Here is a 26,605-nt window from a genome sequence, read left to right as displayed (position 1 = left end):
ATACTCATTAGCTTCCTTTAGGAGTTTAATCAGTCTTTCTTTCTGCTCTTGAGACAGATGATTTTTAGCTGGCATATCCTGGCGACCGCGCTCTTTACCTTGTCTTTATATTATACAATTAAGCTGCGTAGCAGCTTATTGCTCAATTTTATCATCGGCTAATCCATAGGCATCTTGCAAGCAGGCTTTGAGTTTCAGTAAGTCTATCGCACCCTTATGCTGGGCTTGCAATTCCACAAGATGTTGGAGAGTTTCTGGACGAATCACGCTTATTTTATTTCCCTGTGCTGTTTTTAAAGCAGGTTTTGTCAGTTCACCCCCTGCTACGATTAATTTAAGACAATCATCAAAGTGGTTTTGCAAATGTTTATACCCCAATTTAATCAGTTGGGCGGGTGTTCCATCGGGTACTCTTTCACTCTTTGTTGATTTACACTCTCCGACAACCGGATAGGGCGTTTCACAATAAAAATCTAAACCGCCCGCCCCTCCGGTTGCTTCAGGGTCAAGGCTAATTTGGGGATTTGTGCTAGAGTTGGTAAATCCTAGCTTCAGTAAGCTTTTCCGTACCAGTTTTTCAAATGTATGACCATCGCTAGAGTTACCCACTTCGGCGATTGTTTTAATCCAGATGAAATCAGAGTCAAATGTCCCGATTGATTGGCTACTCCAACCTAAGAATTGTTTGATATCTTGGTCGAGTTCTTTAGCCGCTAGATTATTGTTTGATAATGACGCGATCGCACTCTGTAATTCTTCCAATTCCGGATGCTGAGGCGGCTGTCGTTTTTCCATCTGGCGACAGCGCTGTTCAAAGAAGGTTTGACTCAAAACGGGTGTGTCTTGAGTAACGGTTAAAGGTTGGGGGAGAGGAATAAATCGGGGACTCGGATGTACAGGAATTTCAATCGGTTGCGGAAGTCGATAAACCCGCAGGTAAGCTAAAAAAATATGACCCCGTTTTACACGAGTTTCCTCTAATCCGGCTTTTGTCCATACGGTTAAGTGAGATAAGAAATCAAGGGATTCTGAATCATCCAAGACTTGACAACGTTCGCATTTTGCCCAGGCTTTAATTAGAACGGTTTCAGAACCGAGTTCAGCCAGAGTTTTTTGGGCGTTGGGGATAAAATTAGAGCGATAATATTGTTCAATAGGCAGAGCGTTACTGGATGTATCTGAGGGATAGAGAGCAAATTGTCGTCCCGGATTCACGAATATTCGAGGGATAATGGCGATTGAGCGTCCTTCGATTAAGGCTTCGATATCTGGGGCGGGTAGACGTAGGGCGATTGGCAGCATAATTTATGTTCCTATGCTACGAATAGGTCATTTAGGTCGTCATCATCGGCTGTATCATCAGCGCTAGATTCATCGAACAGTGTTCCAAAGAGTTCTTCATCCTCGATAGTCTCTGCATCAATTTCACCAGAAGGATCGCTGAGGATTTCTCGCAGTAGCGGATTCTCTAAAATTTGGGGTTTTAAAAATTCTACCACCTGCTTTTGAGTAAGCTGATATGTCTCACAGTTTTGATAAACAGAATACAGGTCAATCAGAGGTCTAATCTGTTCAGCTTCCAGATACGCCCATTCTCCTCCCTGAGCTTTAGATATGAGTTTCTCCAGTAACTTATAAGCCTGTACTCGATTGTTAATTTTTTTGTTTTTCGAGCGAACTAAACAACCGCGAGTTAAACCAAACCGTTCGTATGCCGTTAAGCGCCTTAATCCCGCTCCTAGTGCAGCCGCGTTGCCTTTTTGAATCACGGCTACACCAATGACAAAATTTTTGTCATCTTCATTGCCAACAACCTTAAAATTAATGTAACCTTGGTTGGATAGATTCTTGGGAGTAGCCTTTGAGTTGACGACTTGGATATCAGTATCAACGCTTTCAATTGTTAGTTGCCGTAATTTTTGCCCGGTTAATGTTTCCCCTTCCAATGTTTCACCTATCAACTGCTCAAAGCCAAAACGTAGAGCATCAGCAATTTTATCATTGTCCTCTAAATAATCTCCCATGTCTGCCTCTTTTGAGGCTTTAACAGCTCTTTTAAATCTCTCTTCTAGTGATATAGGAACATTGGGGCGATAATTCTTAGCACACCAATCTAAAGCTTCCCGTACAGTCGGCTTATTTTTGCCAATATCTCTGAGTTGGCTTTCTGTAAACGGATAAACTGGATCATGAGGTTTTAAACCGCGAGGCTCATATAGCTCTTTTTGCAACCACAAGGCAACTAAATCAACAAGAGATTGGCTATTAAGAGGTTTTAAACTTATTGGGTTTCCTTGAGTAGCAGTTGACAACCGATCTCTCACGCTACCACCAGTACCAGTTTGATAGATATTAGAAGATATTTCGGCATACCAAGTTGACTGGAACATTACCGTCAACATTACTATACCTTTGCCAATATCTGACTGTTCTAGATTATCGTAAAGGTCTTTAACTAAGCGGACAATTACCTGTGCTTTAGTAAACCCATCTTCAGATAATATTCCTTGGGTTTCCAATTCATCAAAACAAATCAGCACAGCTTTATGGTCACTCACTAACCGCAAGATTTGTTGTATATTACCCAGAGCTTCTGCTTCTTGTTCTTGAGATGTCTTACCAGCATTGGTTGGCAAACCCATAGAGTTAGCCGTTTCTTGATCTAGCTCATTACCAGCTAACCATTCAATGGCATAGGGGGCATACATTTCTGAAAGAGTCCACAAAATCGCCCTGAGAATATATGGGTCAGCATCCGGCTTGATTTTGAGAATCTGGGTACTCAATTTCTTTATCAGATTTTGGTTATTTTGTAAAGCTTTGGCATAGGCTTTATCAAAATTATTAACGATTGTTGCTGCGGCAGTTTTCTGACCACTGGAATTACTGGCATTTGCCATAGCCGCCGCCACTTCCTGCCATTGTGTAACGCCTTGACTGCCAATTCGCGCCAAGTTTTCCACCAACGTTTGTAGAAATTGATGTCTCAACAGATTTAAGTCACCATACTTGCCCGTGTTAACATAGATAAATACAGCACTACCATCACCAATGACACGACGGCGCAGGCGACCAATGAGTTGACTTTTCCCTGAACCGATATCGCCAGTCACAACTAAAGTGGCTACCTTATCTTTACTATCTGAGCTGGTTTTAACCTGCTTGATTACCTCCAAAACTTTTTGAGAAGCGTGAGCATTGAGAGTATTTAAATCAGGGAATCCTTTACCCCAAACACTTTGGACTTTATCAATGGCTGCACTGTTGAACGGATTGTAGTCTTCGATAGCAGCATTGATTTCTTCAATCGGTGAAACGGATAAATCAGTCATGATCATTCAGGTGAAGGAACAAACAGCAAGTGGTTTCAATTAGGCTTCAGCATTCACAAGCTTGGCAAAGTAACGCAATTTTCCGACTGGCGGAGTAATTGAGTCCTCTAATTGATCAGGGGTAACGTTTAAAACCTCTCCCCCCATTAGCTGGAAGATGTCATTCGCCTGCATTTCCAGCATCCAGTCGTTGAACTGGGAACGAGAGACGCGATCGCTAATTGTCCGCCGTATCCGATAAATCGGTACCATATAATCTAGGTTATTGTCGCGGTTAAGCTGATCGTAGATATCCAGCGCCACCTGCTTAAACTGATCATAAGACGCGATCGCCTTTGGCGCTGAGCTTTGCTCAATCGCACTCTCCCCAGTCTTCCCGGCTGTAACAGCGCCATCACTAACTGTACCCGCCGATATACCTTGTTCTCGAATCCATTTAAGTAACGCATTCGCGGTTTTCGCGCCAATCTGACTCTCAAACTCAAACGCCTCACTCTTCAACCCCTCTTCCAGCATCTGAAGTCCCTTCGGCTGTACCAGAGAGACTTTATACCGAGAAAGCGCGATCGCACCCTTATCTTCTAACTGCTGATAACTATCCTGATAATCGGCGGCTGTCTCCTTCTTCCGTTTCAGTCGTTTAGTCAATTCACCCCTCTTAACATCCGAACCCCCCAGATCCCACAAGTAAAGCAGTAGGCGGATTTCCTTAGCCTTCGCCTCAACATCGTTCGACATCGTTGTTACCCTATCTATCATGTAAATTAACTTTTGTAAAAATCTCCTCTTGTTATCCTAACCCCATCCTCTAGCCACTTGCCAATGCAGGGGGGATCGGTATATGAGTACAGCCTAATGAACATCCGGATAAATCCCTTCTACTATCTGTCTTGGAACCTTCTGCCTTTATTCGATCAGATGCTGGGCAAAACGCTTCTAAGTATTTTCGCTGAATCCAAAGACTCAACGGCTCAAATTAATCCTGTTTTAACTTTGTCTCGGATGATTGCCTCCTCTCAATCGCCGCCCATAATCGTAACCTAAGTTAATATTTTCCGGAGAAATGTTAACTTACATATCATTTACTGGTTTTTCAATTTGAGAGTGCTAAAGTAAAAATATGAAGCAAATAAAGCTTCACCGGACAGATACAAAAGCAACGTTTAGATTTAAATCAAGAGGTAAAAACGCTGGCTAAATCAACTGATCTGTCTCATCTAAAAACAACAGCAGCACACCATTTAGACGCTGATATTTCCTAAGATAGTGAATGGGGAGCAAGGCAACTGAAACTTGAATTCAGTGCAACTCCACAGAGAATCATCAAGATGAGGAAATCGCTCAGCTAGTCAATCGGAAGTGCTGCTGTTGTTTTAGCATTTCCAGCCAAGACTAATACAGAAAACGCTCCAAGTGCATTTCAATTTTGGTAGGGGCGACTCTCTGGCATTAATTAACAATTCTCATCCATTCAATTTGATCGTATCGCCCTCTGCTTTGTGTGTGCGATCGCTAGAAGGAAAACTCTGATCCTAGATTAAATTCAAGGATATCTGAATCGTGAACACAGTAATCTAAGTTAACATTTCTCCCCATAAAAGTAAACTTACGTATCATTCCCTTGTCCTTTAAATCAAAAGTGGTAAAGTAGAACTATGAAGCAAATAAAGCTTCACCGGACAGATACAAAAGCAACGTTTAGATTGAAATCAAGAGGTAAAAACGCTGGCTAAATCAACCGATCTGTCTCATCTAAAAACAGCAGCAGCACACCATTTAGACGCTGATATTTCCTAAGATAGTGAATGGGGAGCAAGGCAACTGAAACTTGAATTCAGTGCAACTCCACAGAGAATCACCAAGATGAGGAAATCACTCAGCCAGTCAATCGGAAGTGCTGCTGTTGTTTTAGCATTTCCAGCAAAATTAATAAATTTATAGTAGACACATCGATTAGGACAAAGGCACCCTTGTAGAGACGTTGCATGCAACGTCTCTACATAAATGATGTGTCCTAACAGCTATGGCGGTTGCTATAGTTCAGGTTTTTCTCTCTTATACCAAATCCGGGTTAGCCACCCCCTTTATAAGCTAGTCCGCGCAGGCGGACTTTGTTTGTGTAGCTGCGACTTCTAGTCGCCAGGGCAAAAAAGGGGTTCCAAAGGCGGATTTGGTATTAGAGGTAGAAAACAGCGATCGCACCAGCTGTTTCCTGTTTCCTAATGGAGGCTACAACGCTTCATCCAATGCTTCAGCTTCTTCCTCCGAACCAGATAGAGGAACTAACGCCACCGCTGCGATCGCATCCTCCTCATCTAAGCGTTGTACTCGTATCCCTGTCGCCATTCGGGATTGAGGGGAAATGGCATCAATGGCTTGGCGAATAATAATGCCTCGCATCGTCACCACCATCAATTCATCCCCTTCATTCACCACCCGCAACGCAGCGAGTTTATCTTTGCTATGGCGGAACTTAATCGTCACTAATCCCATTCCGGCGCGATTTTGCAGTCGGAATTGAGACACTGGCACTCGCTTGCCTAAACCCCCTGTGGTAACCACCAAAACCCAGGGTCCTTGACCGGCGGTTTCGTGAATCTCTTCCCCATTGAGTTCATCACTGCTGCTGGTATCGTCTTCCCCATTGAGTTCATCACTGCTGCTGGTATCGTCTTCCATTTCCGCCTCTTCATCGGCTGTAGCAATCAGTCTCTCCACAACTTGAGCCGGGAGAATATCCATACTGATCAACTCATCCTTAGAGCGCAACTTCATCGCCTTAACCCCCCGTGTAGCCCGACCCAGGGGACGGAGTTGGTCATGATCGGCTTTAAAATGAATTGCCATGCCCTTACTCGAACCAATGATAATACTATCTTCAGCTCGGCATAGACGCACCCAGCGCAGTTGATCGCCCTCACCTAGAGAAATGGCAATTAAACCATTTGCCCGAATATTACTAAAGGCATCCAACGCCGTTTTTTTGATATACCCTTTGCGGGTTAACATCACCAAATACACATCATCGGTGAACTCACTAACCGGTACAACCGAGGTAATTTTTTCATTGTGGGGAATCGGCAGCATTTGCACGATCGGTACCCCTCTGGCGGTACGAGATGTGGCGGGGATTTGGTAGGCGCGTAGGGAGTAAACCACACCGCGATCGCTAAAAAATAGTAGGGTGTCGTGATCACAGCAACTCAGGAAATGCTCAACCCCGTCATCCTCCTTAATCCGGGCGGCGGCTTTGCCCCGGGTTGCCCGAGATTGGGCAGCAAAGGAGTGAATGGGCATCCGTTTGATATACCCTTGTTCCGTGACTAAAATTATCGCTTTTTCATTGGCGATTAGGTCAATATCATCCAGTTCCCCTTCCACCTCTTGAATCACCGTGCGGCGAGGTGTACCATGGGTAGTTTTGATCTGAAGCGCTTCGGTTTCGATAATTTCTAGGATGCGCTGTCGATTCGCCAGAATATCTTGCAGATCCGCAATGCGAACTTGTAACTCTTCATGTTCCGCTTGAATTTTCTGGGCTTCTAATGCCGTCAAGCGTCGCAGTTGCATTTGCAAAATGGCATCAGCTTGAGCTTCGGAAAGTCCAAATTGGTCAATTAATTGACTCTTGGCTATCGCCGTATCAGCAGCAGCCCGAATTACAGCGATTACCGCATCTAAGTTATCCAGGGCAATGAGTAACCCTTGCAACAGATGATCCCGTTCCTCGGCTTTGCGAAGTTCGTATTGGGTACGCCGGGTAATTGTTTCAATGCGGAACTCGAGGAAGACTTCGAGGAACTGTTTGATGGTCAATAGTTGGGGTTCATTCCCAACTAATGCCAGCATGTTGGCACCAAAATTGCTTTGGATGGGAGTTTGCTTGTAGAGATTGTTGAGAACCACACGGGGATAGGCATCCCGCTTCAGTTCAATCACTATCCGCATTCCCTGGCGATCGCTTTCATCCCGAATATCGGAAATGCCTTCAATGCGCTTATCATTAACCAGTTCGGCAATTTTTTCAATCAGTGCCGCTTTATTGGTTTGGTAGGGCAATTCGGTGACAATAATCGCTTCTTTATCAGGGCGTCCCCGGTGTTCTATGGTTTCAACTTGCGCCACACCCCGCATGGTGATTGAGCCGCGCCCGGTGGTGTAGGCGTCTTTGATGCCAGATCTGCCCAAGATTTGACCGCCGGTGGGAAAGTCAGGGGCGGGAATATACCGCATCAATTCTTTTTCGGTGATTTCTGGGTTATGGATGAGGGCGACTAAGCCATCCACCAATTCACCCAAATTATGGGGAGGGATATTGGTTGCCATACCAACGGCAATACCCGATGATCCATTTAGGAGTATCTGGGGAACCCGGGCGGGGAGAACGATGGGTTCTTGTTGTGATCCATCGAAGTTATCCAGGAAATCGACGGTTTCTGACTCAATGTCCCGGAGTAGGGCATCTGTGGCTAAGGATTGCAAGCGGCATTCTGTGTAACGCATTGCCGCTGGTGGGTCATTATCCACCGAGCCAAAGTTACCATGTCCGTTAATTAGGGGCGATCGCATGGAGAAATCCTGCGCCATGCGAACTAAGGCATCGTAAACCGCTGTATCGCCGTGGGGGTGATATTTCCCTAAGACTTCACCCACAACACGGGCGCATTTCCGGAAGGGGCGATCTGGGCTGAGTCCCAGTTCATGCATTGCATAGAGAATCCGCCGGTGTACTGGCTTGAGTCCATCCCTCGCATCGGGTAGCGCCCGACCCACGATGACGCTCATGGCATATTCTAGGTATGACCTAGACATTTCGTTGCGAAGATTTGTCGGGACAATCCGCTCCTGGGAGGTACTCATAGAACGAAAAACTCCATAAAAATTCAGGATTTAGGCAAAAAAAGCGCAAAAAGTGAGCTAAACCGCTATGTTTAACCCAAATAGTTGCTAAAATGTGCTACTTTCTTTTAATATTTTAACACAAGTTTACCCGGACTCGGAGTCAGGGAAAGCCTTATTGGGGTAGGGGATAGACGTGTTTTCGGGGGGGTGCGATCGCGTAAAGTCAAGATGAGCAGTTACTCACTACTGACTTATGAGCCGTTTTGAGATAGTTTAGAGTTAACTCGTACCCTGTGGCGTACAGGGAGATCTGTACACAAGCCAGCCCGACAGAAACAGGCAGGGCTTGTCCATGAGGAATCGGGTCACAGGTAAAGGCTGATTGATAGTAGGCGATCGGTTGGGCTTTCTGCCTTGCTAAACGCCCTGTAATTACCCGAAACAAGGAAACAGGAATCATGGAAGTAGCCATTGCGATAATCGCGTTTTGCATCATTGCCACCCTAGTAGCGCCCGGACTGATGTCTCGGAATCTAACAATTGGGTTGCTTGCCTTTGCTGTCTTGTATCTGGTAAGACCCAATCTACTGACCACAGAACAAGCTATTGCGGTTATTGTGTTCGGTATTCTTTTTATGTTAGTTATTCCTGATCTAGCCAAAAAATAGTGAGCATTACAAACATGATTCGTAGGGGCGCACCGACGTGCGCCCCTAAATATTTTCTATATAATTAAGCCGATTCAACGTGAAGGTAGAGTATAAAATCATATTTTATGGCAATTTTTACTTCTGAAAACGCTCATGGGCAGCAATTACTTTTGGTTCTTTTGCTTCTACCGTAGAAGAGTTCTCCCTCGTAAAAGCTATTTCTCCGACGAATGACACCTTAGCTTGAGATGGAATGGTAATTCTGATCACAGAATGCCCCTTATATAGTATAGTGTCAATTTTCATTAAAACTTGAGTTTTCAGAGGTTCAGTCAGTTCAGAATTACGCAGCGCACTCACCAATATCTCAACAGTCAGCGTCAGGTTGGGTAAGGTGGGTGAGATTAGGCGATCGCTTCAAGATTCAGGTACATTCAAAACATTTGCTTGTGACAGCAACTTCCGTTCCTCCACCCGCTCAGGACGATTCATCTGTAACAAGCGTACTGTCACCCGTCCAATCGAAGTTAGGGGCATAATTTCGCCCTCTTCTAGTTGGAAATGCTCACGCCAGTGATCGCAACGAGGATGATATAACCTGACAATTTCTCCATTACTAGGATCAATCGAAGCCAAATCACTCCCCTTGTACTTATTGCAAATCGTACAGGCTAACGCCAAATTATTTTCATCCGTTTGTCCACAATGCTTTTCGGCAATCACATGATCGATTTCATGGGACACCAGAACCGCAATTTCAGGCATTAAGCAATACTCACAAGCATGGTTAGCACGTTCATAGACTAAGCGTCTGACTGCCGCAGAAACATAAGCTTTGCTCATCCTTTATGTTGCCTTAAGCTTCAGCAATGCCTTCGCCTTAGCTATCCGTACCAAATGTTCAACATATTCATACTGCTGCCACAATCGCTCCTCTTGGGCTGTTAACCCGATTGTCCGATTCTTTTCTAGCAGGTGTTCAATGTGCTGCTGCAACACCGGAGATGGCTTCAGTGCCAAAATTTCCTCTGGAATTGGCAGATTTGCCAAAAACTCCAAAACGTCTGTCAGTCCAGAAAATCCAGATTGAGCATCCCCATTCCATTCCCGCAACCCTAGTTCTAAAATCTGCGGCAACTGATCTTGCAGTGGACTCAATCGGAGTGCCAACTCATCTGAGACTTCAACGCTAATCTGCATTCTCTGAATTTAAATATTTGCCAAAGTATTCAGCCTCATTTTAACTTATCGCACTAATTGGGTTGGGCAGATTTGGTGTGGCGATCGCTGTTGGCAATTCCGGGTGATGAGTCGGAATTGGTTTGGGTGGGGACAACTCAGGGGTTCTATTTAGGTACGTCTGACAAGTGGGAGATAGTGTCTGAGGTTGAGCATCGCCCGATTACAGCCTTTTGCCCAAAGTCCAATTAACTTTCCAGGATACCAGCAATTGAACATAAACAATTTCCAACAGCATCAACACAGAAATTCCAGCCAGCTCTTGGCGTTTCGGGAATTGTTGACGCTCCCATTAATCGAGCTAAAGCATATAGCTTAATATCTCTATATTGGGAATAGTCGCCAAAAACTTTCAACAGTTATTGAAGTACCAGCCGTAGGATTGTAAGGAGGCTTTTCCCTGTCTGAATATTTAAACCAATCACGCAGCTTCATAGAAGATAACCTTAAAAATTTAACTTTACCAAACTAAACAATCAATCCAGATTTCTTGTATGAGACGTTAGCAATTCTTCTTTAGTAATTGGGGTTCTTATCAGCGTATCTAAAGGAATTAAAAACTCCCCGTTTTGAATTTTAATATCTAGGGCATCAATCACAAATCTGACATCCAGGAAACTGGCATCTTCGTAATCATTACCTTCATAGCGTTTGATTTGCTCTTCCGTCAGTCCAGCTAAGTTCGCTAGTTCTTGATGGCTGAGTTTAGCCGCCATACGCGCTTTAATTAAAACTTGCGGGAAATAGTCAAGATCGTCGAGCTTCAGTACGATAGGGCTGTGGCGATCGTGGGATGTAAGTCTTTCATATTCAGCGATTTCTGCTTTTAATTTATCGAGATGAGATTGTAATGAACTTCTCATCAGCTCCCAGCCGTCAGGGTCATTTGTTTTCCTGGCTTCATCCCTCTCTGTTGCGGCTATAGATTTTTCAAATTCTCCGATAAGCCCCTGAGTAACTGTATACTCTTTTTCATCTTTAATCATAAGTTCCACCTCACTAAATCTATGGCAATAATCCCTTTTTTATTGTACTTTCTATCTTGCTGAAATAATTCAAAAGAATCCATTCCGTAATTGCCGATGGGTTGGTCGGATGGAAAGATTTCACCTCCATATTTAGCTTTCTGTCCAGCACGGTCATAATGATTCAGTAATCGAGGAGCATGAATTCTGAGATAGTCTATATCTACCTCTTCTCTATCCCAACAGGCATCGAAATCCCCTGGGTCTGCTTTGATGGTAACAAAGCTGCCATTGATATACATTGTCCGGCAACCTGCTGCTTTTAGCTGCTCCATTGCCATTTGCAGTCCCCGTATTAAACGCAACCTAAGCGCATTGGTTCCAAATCGTTCTACAAATTCCTCCCATTCGCAAAAATGCACTCCTGGTGGTAGATTGCCGTTTTCGTCGAAGTCTGGAATCACTCCCTTACACCTGTTCCACAAATTAATTGTCCAGCTTTTGAGCGTACCATTTAAGGTGGAGGCTTAGACCAGCTGCATGGCGGGTTGGCGGGTTCCCCGGATTGTGAATGAGCGTGCGGCTTTCGAGGTGAGCTGGCTCGGATGGATAAAATTGTAGCCAATTTCCTAGACAAAGCCAAGGAATTATTCTATAATGAGCAATTGTGACCAAATTGCCAGTTGCGCGATCGCGAACTTACTCGATCGCAACTTAGGTCAACAGAAGCTGTGGTCTTGGATTTATCAAGTCAAACCACCAAGTTGAGGTATGCTAGTTCTACTGTAGAACTAGAGTGAACTCAGATAAAAAAGCCAGATAGCTCTTGTACTGGCAGCTTCTGACCTTTGGCACTTGCACTGCGCCTCGTGGGGATACTAAGGAGATAACACCTTAAGTCCCAGCGTTCAAAGGCGACGCGGTTAGTCAGTACTAACCCAAATTTCCACAACTAACCAGGCAAGAATGAACCTCAATCGAGGAAATCCCTGTCGATTAGTCAGGAAGATAACCTGCTGAGGCACTAGCGGATTCACAAGTGAATCCACGCCAAATTTGCCTCGCTGTACCGTCTAGAAAGGAGAAGCCAGTGTCTGTCGGTATCCTCGGCACGAAACTCGGCATGACCCAAGTCTTTGACGAGGAAGGACGCGCCCTTCCTGTCACAGTCGTTCAAGCGGGTCCTTGTCGGGTGACTCAAATCAAAACCAAGCAAACGGATGGCTACAGTGCTGTGCAACTGGGCTATCACGAAGTTAAAGAAAAGGCAGTTAATAAGCCAGAAAAGGGGCATTTAGCCAAGTCCGAGGCTCCCCCCTTACGTCACCTGCGTGAATATCGCCTAGATAGCACAGACGACGAATTCCAACTTGGTCAAGTTGTAAACGTAGAAATATTTAGTGCGGGTCAACTGGTCGATATCTCTGGAAAGACCATTGGTCGTGGTTTTGCTGGCTATCAAAAACGCCATAACTTTAAGCGCGGACCCATGGCGCATGGTTCCAAAAACCACCGCTTACCCGGTTCCACTGGCGCAGGAACAACGCCCGGTCGTACCTTCCCTGGGAAGAAAATGGCGGGTCGTTATGGCGGTAAACGTCAGACCATTCGCAAATTACAGGTGGTGCGCGTAGACGCAGAGCGAAACCTGCTGATTATTAAAGGGGCAGTTCCCGGTAAGCCAGGAGCGCTTTTAAACATTGCACCCACAAATAAAGTCGGGAAATAGTTATTCAGGGTTCATGGCTCATTGTTGATGCCCACTGATGAATCTTGAACAACCAGAATAAAGACTAAGGACTAAAAACTATGGTCGATTGTATAGTACGAAACTGGCAAGGGGAAGAAGTGGGACAAGCAACCCTAGAGCTGAAAGTTGCTAAAGAAGATAGTGCGTCTCACATTGTTCATCGAGCATTAGTTAGACAAAAGGCTAATGCTCGTCAAGGAACAGCATCAACAAAAACCCGCGCTGAAGTTAGAGGTGGCGGACGTAAACCGTGGCGGCAAAAAGGCACCGGTCGCGCTCGGGCTGGCTCAAACCGCTCACCCTTGTGGCGAGGCGGGGGCGTCATCTTTGGTCCTAAGCCCAGAGACTATAGCCTGAAGATGAACCGCAAAGAGCGGCGCTTGGCACTGCGAACAGCATTGCAGAGTCGATCTGCGGATCTGATTGTCGTCGAAGATTTTGCCGATCAATTGACCCGTCCTAAAACCAAAGACTTGCTAGAGGCGATCGCGCGTTGGGGAATTGATCCAAATCAAAAAGTCCTGTTAATTCTACCCCAACCGGAACAGCAGGTTTATTTGTCAGCGCGTAATGTACCAAGCCTTAAGCTAATTTATGCAAACAGCTTAAATATCTACGACGTATTAGAAGCGGACAAAATCGTCACCACCAATACAGCCCTTGCCACAATCCAGGAGGTTTACAGTGATTAAATCCAACCCCGGCGAATTGGCAGACATGGTGATTCGCCCAATTGTTACTGAAAAAGCCACGTTGCTCTTAGAAGATAACAAATACGTCTTTGATGTTGTTCCCAAAGCCACTAAACCTGAAATCAAAGCGGCAATAGAAAGCCTTTTTGATGTAAAAGTTACTGGTGTCAACACCTTAATGCCACCTCGCAGAAAGCGTCGCGTCGGCAAATTTGTCGGCTACAAGCCCCAGTACAAACGGGCAATTGTCACCTTAGCTTCTGGAGACTCGATTACGCTGTTCCCAGAGGTATAAAACAAGGTTGACCCAACGCGCTAGGCTCAAGGGATCTGGTTTTATGTAGGGGCGGGTTTGAGTACTATCGTTTCTTACCTAACCCAGATGTAACTAAACCCGCCCTGAGCGAGTGAAAGAGTTTTCAATAACGAAAGACAAATAAAGGATAGTTTTATGGGAACTCGTAGTTATAGACCCTACACACCTAGTACCCGCCAGGTGACCATCTCAGACTTTGCTGAGATTACCCGCAGTGAACCCGAAAAATCACTAACTACATCCAATCACCGTCCTAAAGGTCGCAATAATAGGGGCGTGATTACCAGTCGGCGTCGTGGTGGTGGACACAAGCGCCTCTACCGCATCATCGACTTTCACCGGAGCAAGCACAATATTCCGGCTAAAGTAGCAGCCATTGAATATGACCCCAACCGCAATGCCCGGATTGCCCTGCTTTACTATCAGGATGGCGAAAAACGCTATATTCTGCATCCGGCTGGTTTAGAAGTGGGGGCGTCTGTAATTTCTGGACCCGATGCTCCCATTGAAGTTGGCAACGCTTTACCTCTGAGCAATATCCCTCTAGGAACCAGCGTGCATAACGTGGAACTGGTACCCGGAAAAGGCGGTCAAATCGTCCGCGCGGCTGGGGTTAGCGCCCAAGTCGTCGCCAAAGAAGGGAACTATGTCACCCTGAAGTTACCCTCCACGGAGGTTCGCCTGGTGCGGCGGAACTGCTATGCCACTATTGGCCAGGTCGGGAATAGCGAGGATCGTAACCTAAGTTTAGGTAAAGCCGGTCGTAGTCGTCGCTTAGGACGCCGTCCCAAAGTGAGAGGAAGTGTCATGAACCCGGTGGATCACCCCCACGGTGGTGGTGAAGGCAGAGCGCCTATTGGTAGATCCGGTCCAGTCACACCATGGGGTAAACCCACTTTGGGAGCTAAAACTCGCAAACCAAAAAAACAAAGTACCTCTTTAATTGTCCGCCGTCGGCGCAAATCCTCGAAGCGAGGACGGGGTGGACGTCAGGCTTAATGCTTGCATTCAATTATTGACCATTAACCACGTTTAGATTATGGGTCGTTCTTTAAAAAAAGGTCCATTTATTGCCGACAGTCTTCTGAGTAAGATTGAAGCTTTAAACAGTAAAGGCGAAAAGCAGGTGATTAAAACCTGGTCACGCGCCTCAACCATTTTGCCGCAAATGGTGGGTCACACCATCGCCGTTCATAACGGGAAAACCCATGTGCCGGTTTTTATCAATGAGCAGATGGTGGGGCATAAACTGGGCGAATTTGCCCCAACTCGCACCTTTCGCGGTCATTCCAAGGGCGATCGCCGGGCGCGTTAATCGGCAAAATGCCGTTTGAGGAGTTGGCAGGTTGACTCTCGCTCTTGCCCATTAGAGATCACAAAAACTATGGCGACAATAGATACAACAGCAGAAACCAAAGCGATCGCACGTTATATTCGCATGTCCCCCTTTAAAGTTAGGCGGGTTCTCGATCAGATTCGTGGGCGTTCCTACCGTGAAGCCCTGATTATTCTGGAATTTATGCCTTACCGGGCGTGCGAACCTGTGCTGAAAGTCCTACGATCCGCCGTGGCGAATGCCGAACATAATGCGGGTCTAGATCCGGCAAACTTAGTGATCACCCATGCCTCTGCCGATATGGGACCAAGCTTTAGGCGCTATCGCCCCAGAGCCCAAGGTCGAGCTTATCAGATTCGCAAGCCAACCTGTCATATCACGGTGGCGGTTTCACCTCAAGTTGAGGACTAGTCAATCATCATCAATGATCACGATTGACAACGGACAAATACAAACTAAAGGAAGGATTCGTGGGACAAAAAATTCATCCAATTGGTTTTCGCTTAGGTATAACTCAAGAGCATCGCTCCTGTTGGTTTGCTGATACCAAGCGTTACCCAGAAGTCCTGCAAGAGGACTACATCATCCGACAATACGTCGAAAAGAACCTGAGTAACGCCGGAATTTCTACAATTCGGATCGAACGCAAAGCCGATCAAATTGATTTAGAAGTCCATACAGCTCGACCCGGTGTCGTGGTTGGTCGTGGCGGGAGTGGCATTGAATCCTTGCGTACAGGTCTACAAGACCTTTTGGGGAGTAATCGTCAAATTCGCATCAATGTCATTGAAGTCGCCCGGGTGGATGCCGATGCGGAGCTAATTGCTGAGTACATTGCCCAACAGTTAGAACGCCGTGTGTCCTTCCGTCGAGTTGTCCGTCAAGCCATTCAACGGGCGCAACGGGCAGATGTCCAAGGGATCAAAGTGCAAGTCAGTGGTCGCCTAAATGGGGCTGAAATTGCGAGGACGGAGTGGACTCGTGAAGGTCGAGTTCCCTTGCATACCCTACGAGCGGATATTGATTACTCCTACCGTACCGCTAGTACCATCTACGGGATTCTGGGTGTGAAAGTCTGGATTTTCAAAGGTGAAATCATTCCGTCTACAGAAGAAGTCGCCCCACCAGCGACAGCGCAACCCCGTCGCCGCCAACAACGGCGTCGCCAGCAATTTGAAGATCGTTCCAATGAGTAGTTATTTGTCCAAAGTCCAAAGGTGAGGTGACAACGGGCAAATGATAAACAACCACGACTAACTGATAACGGACCCAAATAACTATGTTAAGTCCTAAACGAACAAAATTCCGCAAACAGCAGCGTGGGCGGATGAGAGGTCAAGCGACTCGCGGTAACTCCCTCAATTTTGGGGATTTTGGATTGCAAGCGATCGAACCTTCCTGGATTACTGCCCGTCAAATTGAAGCCGGTCGTCGAGCGATGACTCGCTATATTCGCCGGGGTGGAAAAATCTGGATTCGAGTATTTCCAGATAAACCTGTGACCATGCGCCCCGCGGAAACTCGTATGGGTTCGGGGAAAGGGTCACCTGAATATTGGGTGGCTGTGGTTAAGCCGGGTCGAGTTCTGTATGAAATCGCTGGTGTGTCCGAACCCCTTGCCCGCGAAGCCATGCGTCTAGCGGCGAACAAATTTCCCATTAAAACGAAGTTCATTACCCGTGAAGGGGAATAAGTAGTATACGTTATGCCTTTGTCCAAAATAGACGACGCCAGAACGTTAAGCGATCAAGAATTAGCGGATGGAATTGTAGCTGCCAAGCGTGAGCTATTTGAACTGCGGTTGCAACAAGCAACCCGCCGCTTAGAAAAACCCCATCAGTTTAAGCATCTGAAACATCGGATTGCTCAGATGATGACGGTGGCGCAAGAACGGCAATTAGCAGCAGTTTCTGAAGATAAAACCCCACCAATGGTGAGCGATTCAGCCCCTGTAGCGACAACCGCTACAGCCACGACTCAACCCCCTCAAGCCGAGGTAGAAGAGTCGGTTAGTGAACCCGAGGCGACTGAAGTCACCCCTGAATCCTCACCATCTGAGTCTGAGGCAAAAGAAGAGGAGTAAACCGCGATGGCAGTTAAAGAACGAGTTGGTTTGGTGGTGAGCAACAAAATGGATAAAACCGTAGTTGTTGCTGTCGAAAATCGATCGCCCCACCCGAAATACGGCAAAATCGTTGTCAATACCAAGCGATACAAGGCACACGATGAAGAAAATCGCTGCCAAGAAGGCGATCGCGTCCGCATTCAAGAAACACGACCTCTGAGTCGCACGAAACGCTGGCAGGTTACGGAAATTCTTAATAGTGCCTCAACTTAAGGAGTGTTGACCCTTCGCGACATCGAGGGAACCTGGTTTTGGGTTTGGAATTGTCTCGAATGCTGAAATACTCGGTCGGGGGCACGAGTCAAATCTGGGTCAGGTGAGAAACGATCATAGTGAAAAGAGCCCCTAGGTGCCTCACAACTCATAACTCTTAAAGAGTAGAAATCCCATGATTCAACAACAAACGTATTTAAATGTGGCTGATAATAGCGGTGCGCGTAAAGTGATGTGCATCCGCGTCCTCGGTTCTGGAAATCGGCGTTACGGCAGTGTTGGTGACGTGATTATTGCTGTGGTTAAGGATGCGATTCCTAACATGGCAATCAAAAAGTCCGACGTGGTTCGGGCAGTTATTGTCCGCACTCGCAAAGGATTGCGTCGGGAAAGCGGGATGAGTATTCGCTTTGACGATAACGCTGCTGTGATTATTAACGCCGATGGCAATCCTAGAGGAACTCGTGTATTTGGTCCTGTGGCGCGAGAACTGCGGGACAGAAATTACACAAAAATTGTGTCCTTGGCTCCGGAGGTACTCTAATGGCTCAAAAGACAAAAAATGCGCCTGTGCGTTACAAAATGCACATCAAAAAAGGTGACACGGTGCAAGTGATTAGTGGTCACGATAAAGGTAAGGTAGGAGAAATTCTGCAAATATTACCTAAGATTAGCAAGGTGATCGTCAAAGGCGTGAATGTCAAAACCAAACACGTCAAGCCTCAGCAAGAAGGGGAAACGGGTCAAATTGTGACCGTTGAATCTCCGATTCACAGTTCCAATGTCATGCTTTATTCTAATAAGCAAAAGGTGGCAAGTCGGATCTGTTACACCTTGACTGAGGATGGACGAAAGGTACGAATGCTGAAGAAAACAGGTGAAATTATTGACTAAATTTCTTGGTCAATCGTCTTCTGTGGTAATGACAAAAAACAAAGGACAAAGGATCAATAAAAATAGCCCCTGACCAAGCCCAGGGAAAGAAGAATAACCCCCATGTCTGACCAATTGAAAACACTCTATCAAGAAACAATTGTTCCCAAACTTAAAGAACAGTTTGGGTATACAAATATCCATCAAGTCCCCCGTGTGATCAAAATAACCGTCAACCGGGGATTAGGAGAGGCATCTCAAAATGCTAAAGCACTCGAATCATCATTGAGTGAACTGGCGACCATTACAGGTCAAAAACCCGTGGTCACCCGTGCCAAAAAAGCGATCGCGGGATTTAAAATCCGCCAAGGAATGCCTGTGGGGATAATGGTAACCCTGCGATCGCAACGGATGTACTCGTTCTTGAATCGCTTAATTAACTTAGCCTTGCCACGAATTCGCGATTTTCGCGGGATCAGCCCCCGCAGTTTCGACGGTCGCGGTAACTATACCTTAGGCATCCGAGAACAACTGATTTTCCCGGAAATAGACTACGACCGTATCGATCAAATTCGTGGCATGGATATTTCAATTATCACAACCGCAAACACCGATGAAGAGGGTCGCGCTTTACTCAAAGAGATGGGAATGCCTTTCCGGGAGAAATAAGCCTGTAAGTATAGGAAGGAAATAATGGCGGCAAACGACACAATTGCAGATATGCTGACCCGCATTCGGAATGCGTGCTTGGTGCGGCATCAAACCACAAATGTCCCAGCAACAAAAATGACACGGGCGATTGCCCATGTATTAAAAGAAGAAGGCTTTATTGCCGATTTTGAAGAAGCTGGGGAAGGGGTAAAAAAATACATAGTCATTTCGTTGAAATACAAAGGAAAAACTCGCCAACCCATTATCAGAGCGCTGAAAAGGGTGAGTAAACCAGGTCTGAGGGTTTACAAAAACCGCAAGGAATTACCGCGAGTTCTCGGTGGTATTGGAATTGCGATTATTTCCACGTCCAGTGGCATCATGACAGACCGGGAAGCCCGACGACAGGGAATCGGTGGGGAAGTGCTGTGTTACATCTGGTAGCGCTGTTTAAATCAGCCTCTTAAACCTGAAAATTCTTTTGCCTGGTAAGGAGGATAAAATCATGTCGCGTATTGGCAAGCGCCCGATAACAATTCCGAATAAAGTGACCGTGACCATTGACGGTCAACAGGTTACTGTAAAAGGACCCAAAGGAGAACTCCAACGAGTTCTGCCGAAACAAGTCACAGTTGAACAAGAAGGAGAAACAATTGAAGTGCGACGACGGGATGAATCCCGACTTGCCCGTCAGCGCCACGGATTATCTCGCACCCTAGTTGCCAATATGGTAGAAGGGGTTTCCCAAGGCTTTCAGAAGCGTCTAGAAATCCAAGGGGTCGGTTATCGCGCCCAAGTTCAAGGACGTAACCTGATTCTGAATGTGGGGTACAGTAAACCCGTGGAAATTGTCCCTCCCCAAGACGTGCAGCTAGCGGTTGAAGGGAATACCAACGTAATTGTTAGCGGGATAAATAAAGAAATCGTCGGCAACACAGCGGCTAAAATTCGGGCGGTGCGCCCCCCTGAAGTTTATAAAGGGAAAGGCATTCGCTATGCCGGTGAAATGGTTAGACGTAAAGCTGGTAAAGCAGGTAAGAAGTAACAATGAAACTTACTCGTAAAGAATCAGTCCGACGTAGACATCGGCGCGTTCGCCGGACAGTCCAAGGTAGTTCTGAACGTCCTAGATTGGCGGTTTTTCGCTCAAATCAGCACATTTATGTGCAGATTATTGACGATGATCAGCAACATACTCTAGTGGCGGCTTCTACTCTAGAACCTGGACTGAAGTCAGAGTTGAAATCAGGTGCCACCTGTGACGCCTCGACTAAAGTGGGTCAGTTAATTGCCCAGCGAGCGCTGGAAAAAGGCATATCTCAGGTTGTTTTTGACCGGGGAGGAAACCTTTATCATGGTCGTGTGAAAGCTTTGGCAGAAGCGGCGCGTGAAGCTGGGTTAGACTTCTAGAATAAGTAGATCAAAATTTAAATTATGGCAAATCGTCGCAAAAGTAGCCGCGCTAAAGAAAAAGAAAGCACCTGGCAAGAACGGGTTATTCAAATCCGTCGAGTTAGCAAGGTGGTTAAAGGCGGTAAAAAATTAAGTTTCCGTGCCATTGTTGTTGTTGGCAACGAGCGCGGTCAAGTGGGCGTTGGTGTGGGCAAAGCCAGTGATGTAATTGGCGCTGTTCGTAAAGGGGTTGTCGATGCCAAAAAGCAAATCATCGACGTTCCCTTAACCAAGTCTAATTCCATTCCTCACCCCTCTAATGGGGCGGCTGTCGGTGCTAAGGTGATGATGCGACCCGCTGCACCCGGTACAGGGGTAATTGCTGGGGGTGCAGTGCGGACGGTTTTGGAATTGGCAGGGGTTCGTAATATTTTAGCCAAGCAATTGGGTTCTAATAATCCCTTGAATAATGCTAGAGCTGCCATTAACGCCCTAGATTCTCTGCGAACTTTTGCCGAAGTGGCTCAAGAACGCGGGGTTGATGTTGAGAAGCTCTATGTCTGATTGTGTAGGGGCGGGTTTAGGGATTCGCTTTTCGCCATGAATAGTAACCTTTGTCCAAAACCCGCCCTAAATGAGAGAGTTTTGAGTTTCACGAGCTAAATTTATGAGAATCCATACTGTAGCACCCCAAGCTGGTGCAAAGAAACGTCGTCGTCGTGTTGGTCGCGGGATTAGCGCAGGTCAAGGGGCTAGCTGTGGCTTTGGCATGCGGGGTCAAAAGTCGCGATCGGGTCGGGGTACAAGACCGGGCTTTGAAGGGGGTCAGATGCCCTTGTATCGCCGCCTACCTAAGTTAAAACACTTTACGGTAATTCACCCAAAACATTACACTACGATAAATGTAGGTAAGTTAGCATCGCTCCCTGCCAGTACAGAGGTGACTTTACCGTCACTGATGGAAGCGGGTATCGTCACCACTAACGACGGACCGTTGAAAATTCTGGGTGACGGGGAGTTGAATGTATCGCTAAACGTTAAAGCCGCTGCTTTCACGACTGGCGCCCGCCAAAAAATTGAGGCGGCTGGTGGGAGTTGTGAAGTGATTGAGGCGTAACTTTTTAGCGTTGGCGGGTAATGGTGCTGCTAATAGGTTGAGAAAAGTAGAGATACAGTTAGGTCTTGATCTAACCAAGGTCTGTAGGGCGTTTTTGACCGCGCCATCCAGGTTATTGATCTGGAACTCTAATTAAGATACGAAGGGACGCGATTTTAATTGACCCCGAAGTATCCTATTAGAATCCCTGTTTATTTATACCAGGGAGAGGTCAACACTGTGTCATCTGGAGGTATCCCTTTATGGTCGTCAGTCGAGACAAAACTCCAACGGCTCAAGAAACATTTATGCAGATGGCACAAGCTGCCGGTCTTAGAGGTCGGTTGCTTTTGACCATCGGTTTGTTGATCCTAGCCCGGTTTGGTGTATTTTTACCTGTACCGGGAATTGATCGGGAACAACTTTCAACAGCTATCCAAAGTGGAAACGTTCCCATCGCTGGCATTTTAGATTTTTTCTCTGGGGGAGGATTCTCGGCTTTGGGAATTTTTGCCCTGGGAATCTTGCCCTATATTAATGCGTCAATTATCTTACAGTTGCTGACGGCAGCTATTCCCACTCTGGAAAATTTGCAGAAGAATGAAGGGGAAGCAGGACGCCGAAAAATTTCTCAGATTACCCGTTATGTTGCCCTAGGTTGGGCAATATTGCAAAGTGTGGGTCTGGCACTATTTGCTAGCAAGTTTGCCACAAATCCGGGAACTCTGTTCTTTGTGGAAACTGTGCTGGCAATCACGGCTGGCTCAATGTTTGTCATGTGGATTTCGGAACTGATTACCGAACGCGGGATTGGTAACGGAGCATCGTTGTTGATTTTTGTCAATATTGTGGCAGTTCTGCCCCGGACATTGGGTCAAACGATTGAGTTGGCACAGACAGGGGGGCGAGACATGGCTGGTAAGGTGGTCATTTTACTCCTGGTTTTCCTGGTGATGATTGTCGGGATTGTTTTCGTTCAGGAGGGAACGCGCCGGATTCCGATTATTTCGGCAAGACGACAAGTTGGGCGTCGCCTCTATCGGGAACGGACGAGCTATCTGCCGCTACGACTGAACCAAGGTGGGGTAATGCCGATTATCTTTGCCTCAGCGGTTTTGATTCTACCCACTTCCCTAGCTGGCTTTGCTCGCGGTGGTAATAGTGAAGGAGTTTTGGGATCAATTCTCCAAGCTGTCAATCAGGTGGCAGTATATATCAGTCCGAATGGCCCGACGCCGTGGCTGTATGTACTGGTTTATCTGGTGTTAATTCTCTTTTTCAGCTATTTCTATGCGTCGCTCATCGTGAATCCGGTTGATATGTCGCAGAATTTGAAGAAAATGGGAGCGAGTATTCCGGGAATTCGCCCAGGTAAAGCCACAAGTGACTATGTTGAGCGAGTGCTGAATCGGTTGACGTTTTTGGGGGCAATCTTTCTGGGGCTGGTAGCGGTTGTGCCAACGGCTGTAGAAAGTGCCACTGGAGTGACTACGTTTAGAGGGCTGGGGGCTACCTCGTTACTGATTTTGGTCGGTGTGGCAATTGACACGGCAAAACAGGTTCAAACATACGTGATTTCACAGCGTTACGAGGGTATGGTTAAGCAGTAAAATTGCTGCTAGGTCATTGGTGACTTTTCCTTTGTTCATTGTTGATTGTACCTAAATTGGGGGGGCACAAGAGAATTCACAGCTAACTTGAGAACCCCCTTGCTCCCATCAAATTGACAAAGGACAAAGGACGAATGACATAAGACATAAGACATAAGATAAATAACCAATGACACGATTAGTTTTTTTAGGACCACCAGGGGCAGGAAAAGGAACACAAGCTCAGCTAATCGCTCAGCTTTATCAGATTCCTCACATATCTACCGGGGAGATTCTACGGAGTGCGATCGCGCAATCTACACCACTCGGACAAAAGGCGCAGTCTTATATGGCTCGAGGCGAGTTGGTGCCAGATGAATTGATTCTGGATCTAATTCGCGATCGCCTCCAGCAACCTGATACTCAAGCGGGTTGGATTTTGGATGGGTTTCCGCGCAATGTCAGCCAAGGGGCTTTTCTGGAAAATCTGCTTCAGGATCTTGATCAGCGCTGCGATTATGCTATTTATTTGGATGTCTCCGATGAATCAATCCTAAAACGTTTACTCTCACGGGGACGCCAAGATGATAATGAGCAGACGATTCGGCGACGCCTAGAAGTCTACCGCCAACAGACGGCACCGGTGATTGAGTTTTACCGCGATCGCTCAATCTTACGCGAGATTGATGGGGATAGAGCTATGGACGAGGTTACCGACTCTCTCAAGCAGGTGATGTCCTGAAATCTTGAGGAGTTAAGTCATCAATGCCAAAGCCGGAAAAGGAACCCCGTCTCACTTTTGACGGATGTTCTCCTCTCGCTGAAGTCGTTACTATTTCTAAGGCTTTCATTAATTTGGACACAACTTTTCTTAACACTAACCAAGTAAAAAAGCCGTTTGAGGGCGGATTTTGATAAAATATGTTAACACTCCCTGGACAAATCTCTATCTGTGTGGAGGGGAACTTAGTGACCCATAGTATTGAGGAACGACAAAATTGGCTAAGCAAGACTTAATTGAAATGGAAGGGACGGTAACCGAATCCTTACCGAACGCCATGTTTCGGGTAGACTTGGACAACGGCTTCAACGTCCTTGCCCATATCTCTGGCAAAATCCGCCGCAACTACATCAAAATTTTACCGGGCGATCGGGTCAAAGTTGAACTGACCCCTTATGACTTGAGCAAAGGTAGAATCACCTACCGCCTTCGCAAAAAATAACAATCGTTATGGCTAATTTCAGCGAAAATTTGACTTTAGCCCAAAAACATGATATGATAATATGCTTGCGTTGTAACTAAAAAAGCCAATGAAGGTTAGAGCATCAGTCCGCAAAATGTGTGAAAAATGTCGCGTTATTCGACGCCGTGGTCGAGTAATGGTTATTTGTCAAAACCCCAAACATAAGCAACGTCAGGGGTAATCTACAGACTCTATAAGAATCATTTGTAGCACAAAACCAACAAAAGGGAGAAAAATACCGTGGCAAGAATTGCCAGTGTAGACCTACCTCGGGATAAACGAATAGAAATTGGTCTAACCTACATCTACGGAATTGGGCTATCTCGCTCCAAAGAAATTCTCAGTAAAACGGGCATTAATCCGGATACCCGAGTCAAGGATTTAAGCGATGCTGAGGTAGCCAGCCTGCGATCAGTGGTAGAGGGCGACTATCAAGTCGAGGGAGACTTAAGGCGCTGGGAATCGATGAATATCAAGCGTCTCGTCGATATTGGCACCTATCGTGGGCGTCGCCATCGCCAAGGGTTACCGGTGCGCGGTCAACGAACCCGCACTAATGCCCGTACCCGTCGTGGTAGACGTATTGCCGTTGCTGGGAAGAAAAAAGCACCGGCGAAGAAGTAACACAATTATTCAGTTCACACCCATCACTAAGATAGCCAAATAAAGCGATATGGCGCGACCAACTAAAAAAACTGGTACAAAAAAGCAGAAACGAAACGTTCCGAATGGAATGGCATTCATCCAGTCTACCTTCAACAATACCATCGTCACTATTTCTGACACTCGAGGCGATGTAGTTTCGTGGGCGTCAGCGGGATCAAGTGGCTTTAAGGGCGCTAAGAAAGGCACCCCCTTTGCGGCTCAAACCGCTGCTGATAATGCCGCCCGCCGAGCCATTGACCAAGGAATGCGGCAAATTGAGGTAATGGTCAGTGGTCCTGGTGCAGGTCGAGAAACGGCTATTCGCGCACTGCAAGGGGCAGGACTAGAAATTACCCTGATTCGGGATGTCACGCCAATTCCTCATAATGGTTGCCGTCCTCCTAAACGACGTCGTGTCTAGGAACGGGAAATCGGGATAGGAGATTGGGTAAGCAAAACCAAGGGTTGAATTCAGTTTGTATCTCAATGAAACCTTCAAGTCGGCTTGCCCCTTATCGGTCTAGACTCGACAACAGAATCAAGTGTCAGCATTGAGGAAGTTATGCCGACCAACCACTGATACTTTGCTTATTGCCACTTGTACCAAATTGTGGGTTAGGCGCAACAGAATTTCAAAAGTATTAGCAAGAGTGCTTTTGATGGGGTCCTATGAATTAAAGGAGGGAGGTCACTCCGTGGCGCAGTTTCAGATTGAGTGCGTAGAATCCAAAACACTAAAGAATCAAAGTCAATATAGCAAATTTGTCCTAGAACCTCTCGAACGCGGTCAAGGTACAACAGTTGGCAACGCCCTGAGAAGGGTTCTCCTGTCTAACCTGGAAGGTACAGCGATTACCGCTGTGCGGATTGCTGGAGTCAATCATGAGTTTGCCACCATTGAGGGAATCAGAGAGGATGTTCTAGAAATTCTCCTGAATATGAAGGAAGTCGTCCTCAAAAGCTATACACCTGGACCCCATATTGGTCGAGTCATGATCACGGGACCTTCTACCGTGCGATCGGCTCAGTTTGATTTACCGTCGGACGTAGAATTTGTTGATCCGGGTCAGTATATTGCGACTCTAGCCGACGGAGCCAAACTGGAAATGGAGTTCCGTATCGAAAGAGGAAAAGGATATCGCTCTGTAGAACGGGGTCGTGATGAAACATCCTCGGTTGATTTCCTGCAACTTGACGCTGTATTCATGCCAGTAACCAAGGTTAACTACAGCGTTGAGGATACTCGTGTTGACGGTTCCCTGGAAAAAGACCGTTTAATTTTAGATGTTTGGACAAATGGCAGCGTGTCACCCCAGGAAGCACTGAGTCAAGCCGCTAGCCTTCTTGTGGATTTGTTCAATCCCCTGAAAGATATCGAGCTCAAGCCAGAGCCAGTGGGAGGTCCGGTGGATGAAGATCCAACCAGCCAAATTCCGATTGAAGAACTACAACTGTCGGTGCGGGCGTATAACTGCCTCAAGCGAGCGCAAATTAACTCCGTTGCTGACTTATTAGATTATAGCCAGGAGGATCTCCTAGAAATCAAGAACTTTGGTCAAAAGTCTGCCGAAGAAGTCATAGACGCCTTGCAAAAACGCTTGGGGATTACATTGCCCCATGAAAAATCGGCTAAACCAACTTAAGCATTGAGAATA

36 protein-coding genes and 1 pseudogene are annotated in these 26,605 nt (G+C 46.4%); 28 read left to right on the top strand and 9 right to left on the bottom strand.

Annotation, left to right across the window (positions count from 1 at the left end):
• Positions 1-135 precede the first annotated feature (135 nt).
• From RLO19_RS31420 to RLO19_RS31410, 3 genes are read right to left on the bottom strand one after another with little or no spacing between them, the layout of a single operon-like run.
• Positions 136-1,302, bottom strand: a complete 1,167-nt coding sequence (locus tag RLO19_RS31420; protein WP_446361760.1) for a DUF1802 family protein — start codon at positions 1,300-1,302, stop codon at positions 136-138.
• An 11-nt stretch (positions 1,303-1,313) separates the two neighbouring features.
• A complete protein-coding gene (locus RLO19_RS31415) occupies positions 1,314-3,332 on the bottom strand; it encodes a P-loop NTPase fold protein (RefSeq protein ID WP_446361758.1) in 2,019 nt (672 codons plus the stop codon).
• Positions 3,333-3,371: 39 nt separating this feature from the next.
• A complete protein-coding gene (locus tag RLO19_RS31410) occupies positions 3,372-4,070 on the bottom strand; it encodes a hypothetical protein (protein ID WP_446361756.1) in 699 nt (232 codons plus the stop codon).
• A gap of 117 nt (positions 4,071-4,187) precedes the next feature.
• On the opposite strand from RLO19_RS31410, the gene RLO19_RS31405 reads away from it, so the two are divergent.
• Positions 4,188-4,376 carry a hypothetical protein gene (locus RLO19_RS31405; protein WP_446361754.1) on the top strand — a complete coding sequence of 63 codons (189 nt, stop codon included), beginning with the start codon at positions 4,188-4,190 and terminating at the stop codon, positions 4,374-4,376.
• Positions 4,377-5,561: 1,185 nt separating this feature from the next.
• Here RLO19_RS31405 and gyrA read toward each other — a convergent pair.
• Both gyrA and RLO19_RS31395 read right to left on the bottom strand, forming a co-directional pair.
• Positions 5,562-8,192: a DNA gyrase subunit A gene (gene gyrA, locus RLO19_RS31400; RefSeq protein ID WP_446361752.1), complete on the bottom strand. Its 2,631-nt coding sequence runs from the start codon at positions 8,190-8,192 to the stop codon at positions 5,562-5,564.
• A 205-nt stretch (positions 8,193-8,397) separates the two neighbouring features.
• Positions 8,398-8,646 (bottom strand): hypothetical protein, encoded by a 249-nt coding sequence (locus RLO19_RS31395; RefSeq protein ID WP_446361750.1) that lies wholly within the window; start codon positions 8,644-8,646, stop codon positions 8,398-8,400.
• Between RLO19_RS31395 and RLO19_RS31390 the strand changes: the two genes are divergently transcribed.
• Entirely contained in the window at positions 8,633-8,842 is a 210-nt protein-coding gene (locus RLO19_RS31390; protein ID WP_446361748.1) for a hypothetical protein, read from the top strand. The two genes, RLO19_RS31395 and RLO19_RS31390, sit on opposite strands and share 14 nt — an antisense overlap.
• Positions 8,843-9,241: 399 nt before the next feature.
• On the opposite strand, the gene RLO19_RS31385 is transcribed toward RLO19_RS31390, so the two are convergent.
• Together RLO19_RS31385 and RLO19_RS31380 are read right to left on the bottom strand one after the other, a co-directional pair.
• On the bottom strand, positions 9,242-9,667 hold the full coding sequence (locus RLO19_RS31385) for an HNH endonuclease (protein ID WP_446361747.1): 426 nt from the start codon (positions 9,665-9,667) through the stop codon (positions 9,242-9,244).
• A gap of 3 nt (positions 9,668-9,670) precedes the next feature.
• The gene (locus RLO19_RS31380; RefSeq protein ID WP_446361745.1) at positions 9,671-10,024 is read right to left on the bottom strand and encodes a hypothetical protein; all 354 of its coding nucleotides are present in this window, start codon (positions 10,022-10,024) and stop codon (positions 9,671-9,673) included.
• A 57-nt stretch (positions 10,025-10,081) separates the two neighbouring features.
• On the opposite strand from RLO19_RS31380, the gene RLO19_RS31375 reads away from it, so the two are divergent.
• Positions 10,082-10,255, top strand: a complete 174-nt coding sequence (locus tag RLO19_RS31375) for a hypothetical protein (protein WP_446361743.1) — start codon at positions 10,082-10,084, stop codon at positions 10,253-10,255.
• Between the two features lie 284 nt (positions 10,256-10,539).
• Here the strand turns inward: RLO19_RS31375 and RLO19_RS31370 are convergent, their stop codons facing one another.
• Entirely contained in the window at positions 10,540-11,049 is a 510-nt protein-coding gene (locus tag RLO19_RS31370) for a helix-turn-helix domain-containing protein (protein WP_446361741.1), read from the bottom strand.
• Positions 11,046-11,492, bottom strand: coding sequence for a DUF6932 family protein (locus RLO19_RS31365; RefSeq protein ID WP_446361739.1), 447 nt, complete (start codon positions 11,490-11,492; stop codon positions 11,046-11,048). The genes RLO19_RS31370 and RLO19_RS31365 overlap by 4 nt, the downstream gene beginning before the upstream one ends.
• A 626-nt stretch (positions 11,493-12,118) precedes the next feature.
• Here RLO19_RS31365 and rplC point away from each other — a divergent pair.
• The 25 genes and pseudogenes from rplC (at position 12,119) to RLO19_RS31240 (ending at position 26,593) form a co-directional block, all read left to right on the top strand.
• The gene (rplC, locus tag RLO19_RS31360; RefSeq protein WP_446361737.1) at positions 12,119-12,757 is read left to right on the top strand and encodes a 50S ribosomal protein L3; all 639 of its coding nucleotides are present in this window, start codon (positions 12,119-12,121) and stop codon (positions 12,755-12,757) included.
• A gap of 80 nt (positions 12,758-12,837) precedes the next feature.
• On the top strand, positions 12,838-13,470 hold the full coding sequence (rplD, locus tag RLO19_RS31355; protein ID WP_446361735.1) for a 50S ribosomal protein L4: 633 nt from the start codon (positions 12,838-12,840) through the stop codon (positions 13,468-13,470).
• Positions 13,463-13,765, top strand: coding sequence for a 50S ribosomal protein L23 (locus RLO19_RS31350; protein WP_446336549.1), 303 nt, complete (start codon positions 13,463-13,465; stop codon positions 13,763-13,765). The genes rplD and RLO19_RS31350 overlap by 8 nt, the downstream gene beginning before the upstream one ends.
• Before the next feature lie 156 nt (positions 13,766-13,921).
• Complete coding sequence (rplB, locus tag RLO19_RS31345; RefSeq protein WP_446361733.1) at positions 13,922-14,785, top strand: 50S ribosomal protein L2; 864 nt, start codon at positions 13,922-13,924, stop codon at positions 14,783-14,785.
• A 40-nt stretch (positions 14,786-14,825) separates the two neighbouring features.
• Entirely contained in the window at positions 14,826-15,101 is a 276-nt protein-coding gene (gene rpsS, locus RLO19_RS31340; protein ID WP_446361731.1) for a 30S ribosomal protein S19, read from the top strand.
• Positions 15,102-15,170: 69 nt separating this feature from the next.
• Positions 15,171-15,533: a 50S ribosomal protein L22 gene (gene rplV / locus RLO19_RS31335; protein ID WP_446336552.1), complete on the top strand. Its 363-nt coding sequence runs from the start codon at positions 15,171-15,173 to the stop codon at positions 15,531-15,533.
• Positions 15,534-15,592: 59 nt separating this feature from the next.
• Positions 15,593-16,318, top strand: coding sequence for a 30S ribosomal protein S3 (gene rpsC, locus RLO19_RS31330; RefSeq protein ID WP_446336581.1), 726 nt, complete (start codon positions 15,593-15,595; stop codon positions 16,316-16,318).
• A gap of 83 nt (positions 16,319-16,401) precedes the next feature.
• Positions 16,402-16,815 (top strand): 50S ribosomal protein L16, encoded by a 414-nt coding sequence (gene rplP, locus RLO19_RS31325; protein WP_446336553.1) that lies wholly within the window; start codon positions 16,402-16,404, stop codon positions 16,813-16,815.
• Between the two features lie 12 nt (positions 16,816-16,827).
• Positions 16,828-17,052 (top strand): annotated as a pseudogene (rpmC, locus tag RLO19_RS31320) (50S ribosomal protein L29); the annotation flags it as partial.
• Between the two features lie 159 nt (positions 17,053-17,211).
• Positions 17,212-17,460 carry a 30S ribosomal protein S17 gene (rpsQ, locus tag RLO19_RS31315; RefSeq protein WP_446336555.1) on the top strand — a complete coding sequence of 83 codons (249 nt, stop codon included), beginning with the start codon at positions 17,212-17,214 and terminating at the stop codon, positions 17,458-17,460.
• A gap of 175 nt (positions 17,461-17,635) precedes the next feature.
• Entirely contained in the window at positions 17,636-18,004 is a 369-nt protein-coding gene (gene rplN, locus RLO19_RS31310; RefSeq protein WP_446336556.1) for a 50S ribosomal protein L14, read from the top strand.
• Positions 18,004-18,354: a 50S ribosomal protein L24 gene (gene rplX / locus RLO19_RS31305; RefSeq protein ID WP_446361729.1), complete on the top strand. Its 351-nt coding sequence runs from the start codon at positions 18,004-18,006 to the stop codon at positions 18,352-18,354. Before rplN ends, rplX begins: the two co-directional genes overlap by 1 nt.
• A 102-nt stretch (positions 18,355-18,456) precedes the next feature.
• The gene (rplE, locus tag RLO19_RS31300) at positions 18,457-19,002 is read left to right on the top strand and encodes a 50S ribosomal protein L5 (protein WP_446336558.1); all 546 of its coding nucleotides are present in this window, start codon (positions 18,457-18,459) and stop codon (positions 19,000-19,002) included.
• A gap of 24 nt (positions 19,003-19,026) precedes the next feature.
• On the top strand, positions 19,027-19,428 hold the full coding sequence (gene rpsH, locus RLO19_RS31295; protein WP_446336559.1) for a 30S ribosomal protein S8: 402 nt from the start codon (positions 19,027-19,029) through the stop codon (positions 19,426-19,428).
• A gap of 61 nt (positions 19,429-19,489) precedes the next feature.
• Complete coding sequence (rplF, locus tag RLO19_RS31290; protein ID WP_446336560.1) at positions 19,490-20,029, top strand: 50S ribosomal protein L6; 540 nt, start codon at positions 19,490-19,492, stop codon at positions 20,027-20,029.
• A gap of 2 nt (positions 20,030-20,031) precedes the next feature.
• Entirely contained in the window at positions 20,032-20,394 is a 363-nt protein-coding gene (rplR, locus tag RLO19_RS31285) for a 50S ribosomal protein L18 (protein WP_446361727.1), read from the top strand.
• A gap of 24 nt (positions 20,395-20,418) precedes the next feature.
• On the top strand, positions 20,419-20,940 hold the full coding sequence (gene rpsE / locus RLO19_RS31280; RefSeq protein WP_446336562.1) for a 30S ribosomal protein S5: 522 nt from the start codon (positions 20,419-20,421) through the stop codon (positions 20,938-20,940).
• Between the two features lie 103 nt (positions 20,941-21,043).
• Positions 21,044-21,493: a 50S ribosomal protein L15 gene (gene rplO, locus RLO19_RS31275; RefSeq protein ID WP_446361725.1), complete on the top strand. Its 450-nt coding sequence runs from the start codon at positions 21,044-21,046 to the stop codon at positions 21,491-21,493.
• Between the two features lie 242 nt (positions 21,494-21,735).
• Positions 21,736-23,082, top strand: coding sequence for a preprotein translocase subunit SecY (gene secY, locus RLO19_RS31270; protein ID WP_446361723.1), 1,347 nt, complete (start codon positions 21,736-21,738; stop codon positions 23,080-23,082).
• A gap of 169 nt (positions 23,083-23,251) precedes the next feature.
• Positions 23,252-23,803, top strand: coding sequence for an adenylate kinase (locus RLO19_RS31265; protein WP_446361721.1), 552 nt, complete (start codon positions 23,252-23,254; stop codon positions 23,801-23,803).
• Between the two features lie 256 nt (positions 23,804-24,059).
• Positions 24,060-24,284: a translation initiation factor IF-1 gene (gene infA / locus RLO19_RS31260; protein ID WP_006100613.1), complete on the top strand. Its 225-nt coding sequence runs from the start codon at positions 24,060-24,062 to the stop codon at positions 24,282-24,284.
• 88 nt (positions 24,285-24,372) lie between these two features.
• Complete coding sequence (gene rpmJ, locus RLO19_RS31255) at positions 24,373-24,486, top strand: 50S ribosomal protein L36 (RefSeq protein ID WP_015186054.1); 114 nt, start codon at positions 24,373-24,375, stop codon at positions 24,484-24,486.
• A gap of 59 nt (positions 24,487-24,545) precedes the next feature.
• Positions 24,546-24,929: a 30S ribosomal protein S13 gene (rpsM, locus tag RLO19_RS31250; protein ID WP_446361719.1), complete on the top strand. Its 384-nt coding sequence runs from the start codon at positions 24,546-24,548 to the stop codon at positions 24,927-24,929.
• A 49-nt stretch (positions 24,930-24,978) separates the two neighbouring features.
• The gene (rpsK, locus tag RLO19_RS31245; RefSeq protein ID WP_446336567.1) at positions 24,979-25,371 is read left to right on the top strand and encodes a 30S ribosomal protein S11; all 393 of its coding nucleotides are present in this window, start codon (positions 24,979-24,981) and stop codon (positions 25,369-25,371) included.
• A gap of 274 nt (positions 25,372-25,645) precedes the next feature.
• Positions 25,646-26,593: a DNA-directed RNA polymerase subunit alpha gene (locus RLO19_RS31240; protein ID WP_446361717.1), complete on the top strand. Its 948-nt coding sequence runs from the start codon at positions 25,646-25,648 to the stop codon at positions 26,591-26,593.
• Positions 26,594-26,605: the final 12 nt, after the last annotated feature.

The organism is Coleofasciculus sp. G2-EDA-02 (genome assembly GCF_040226375.1).
Taxonomy (GTDB): Bacteria; Cyanobacteriota; Cyanobacteriia; order Cyanobacteriales; family Coleofasciculaceae; genus Coleofasciculus.
The sequence above is the reverse complement of the archived record's forward strand: the minus strand, read 5'-3'. Positions and strand labels throughout refer to the sequence as shown.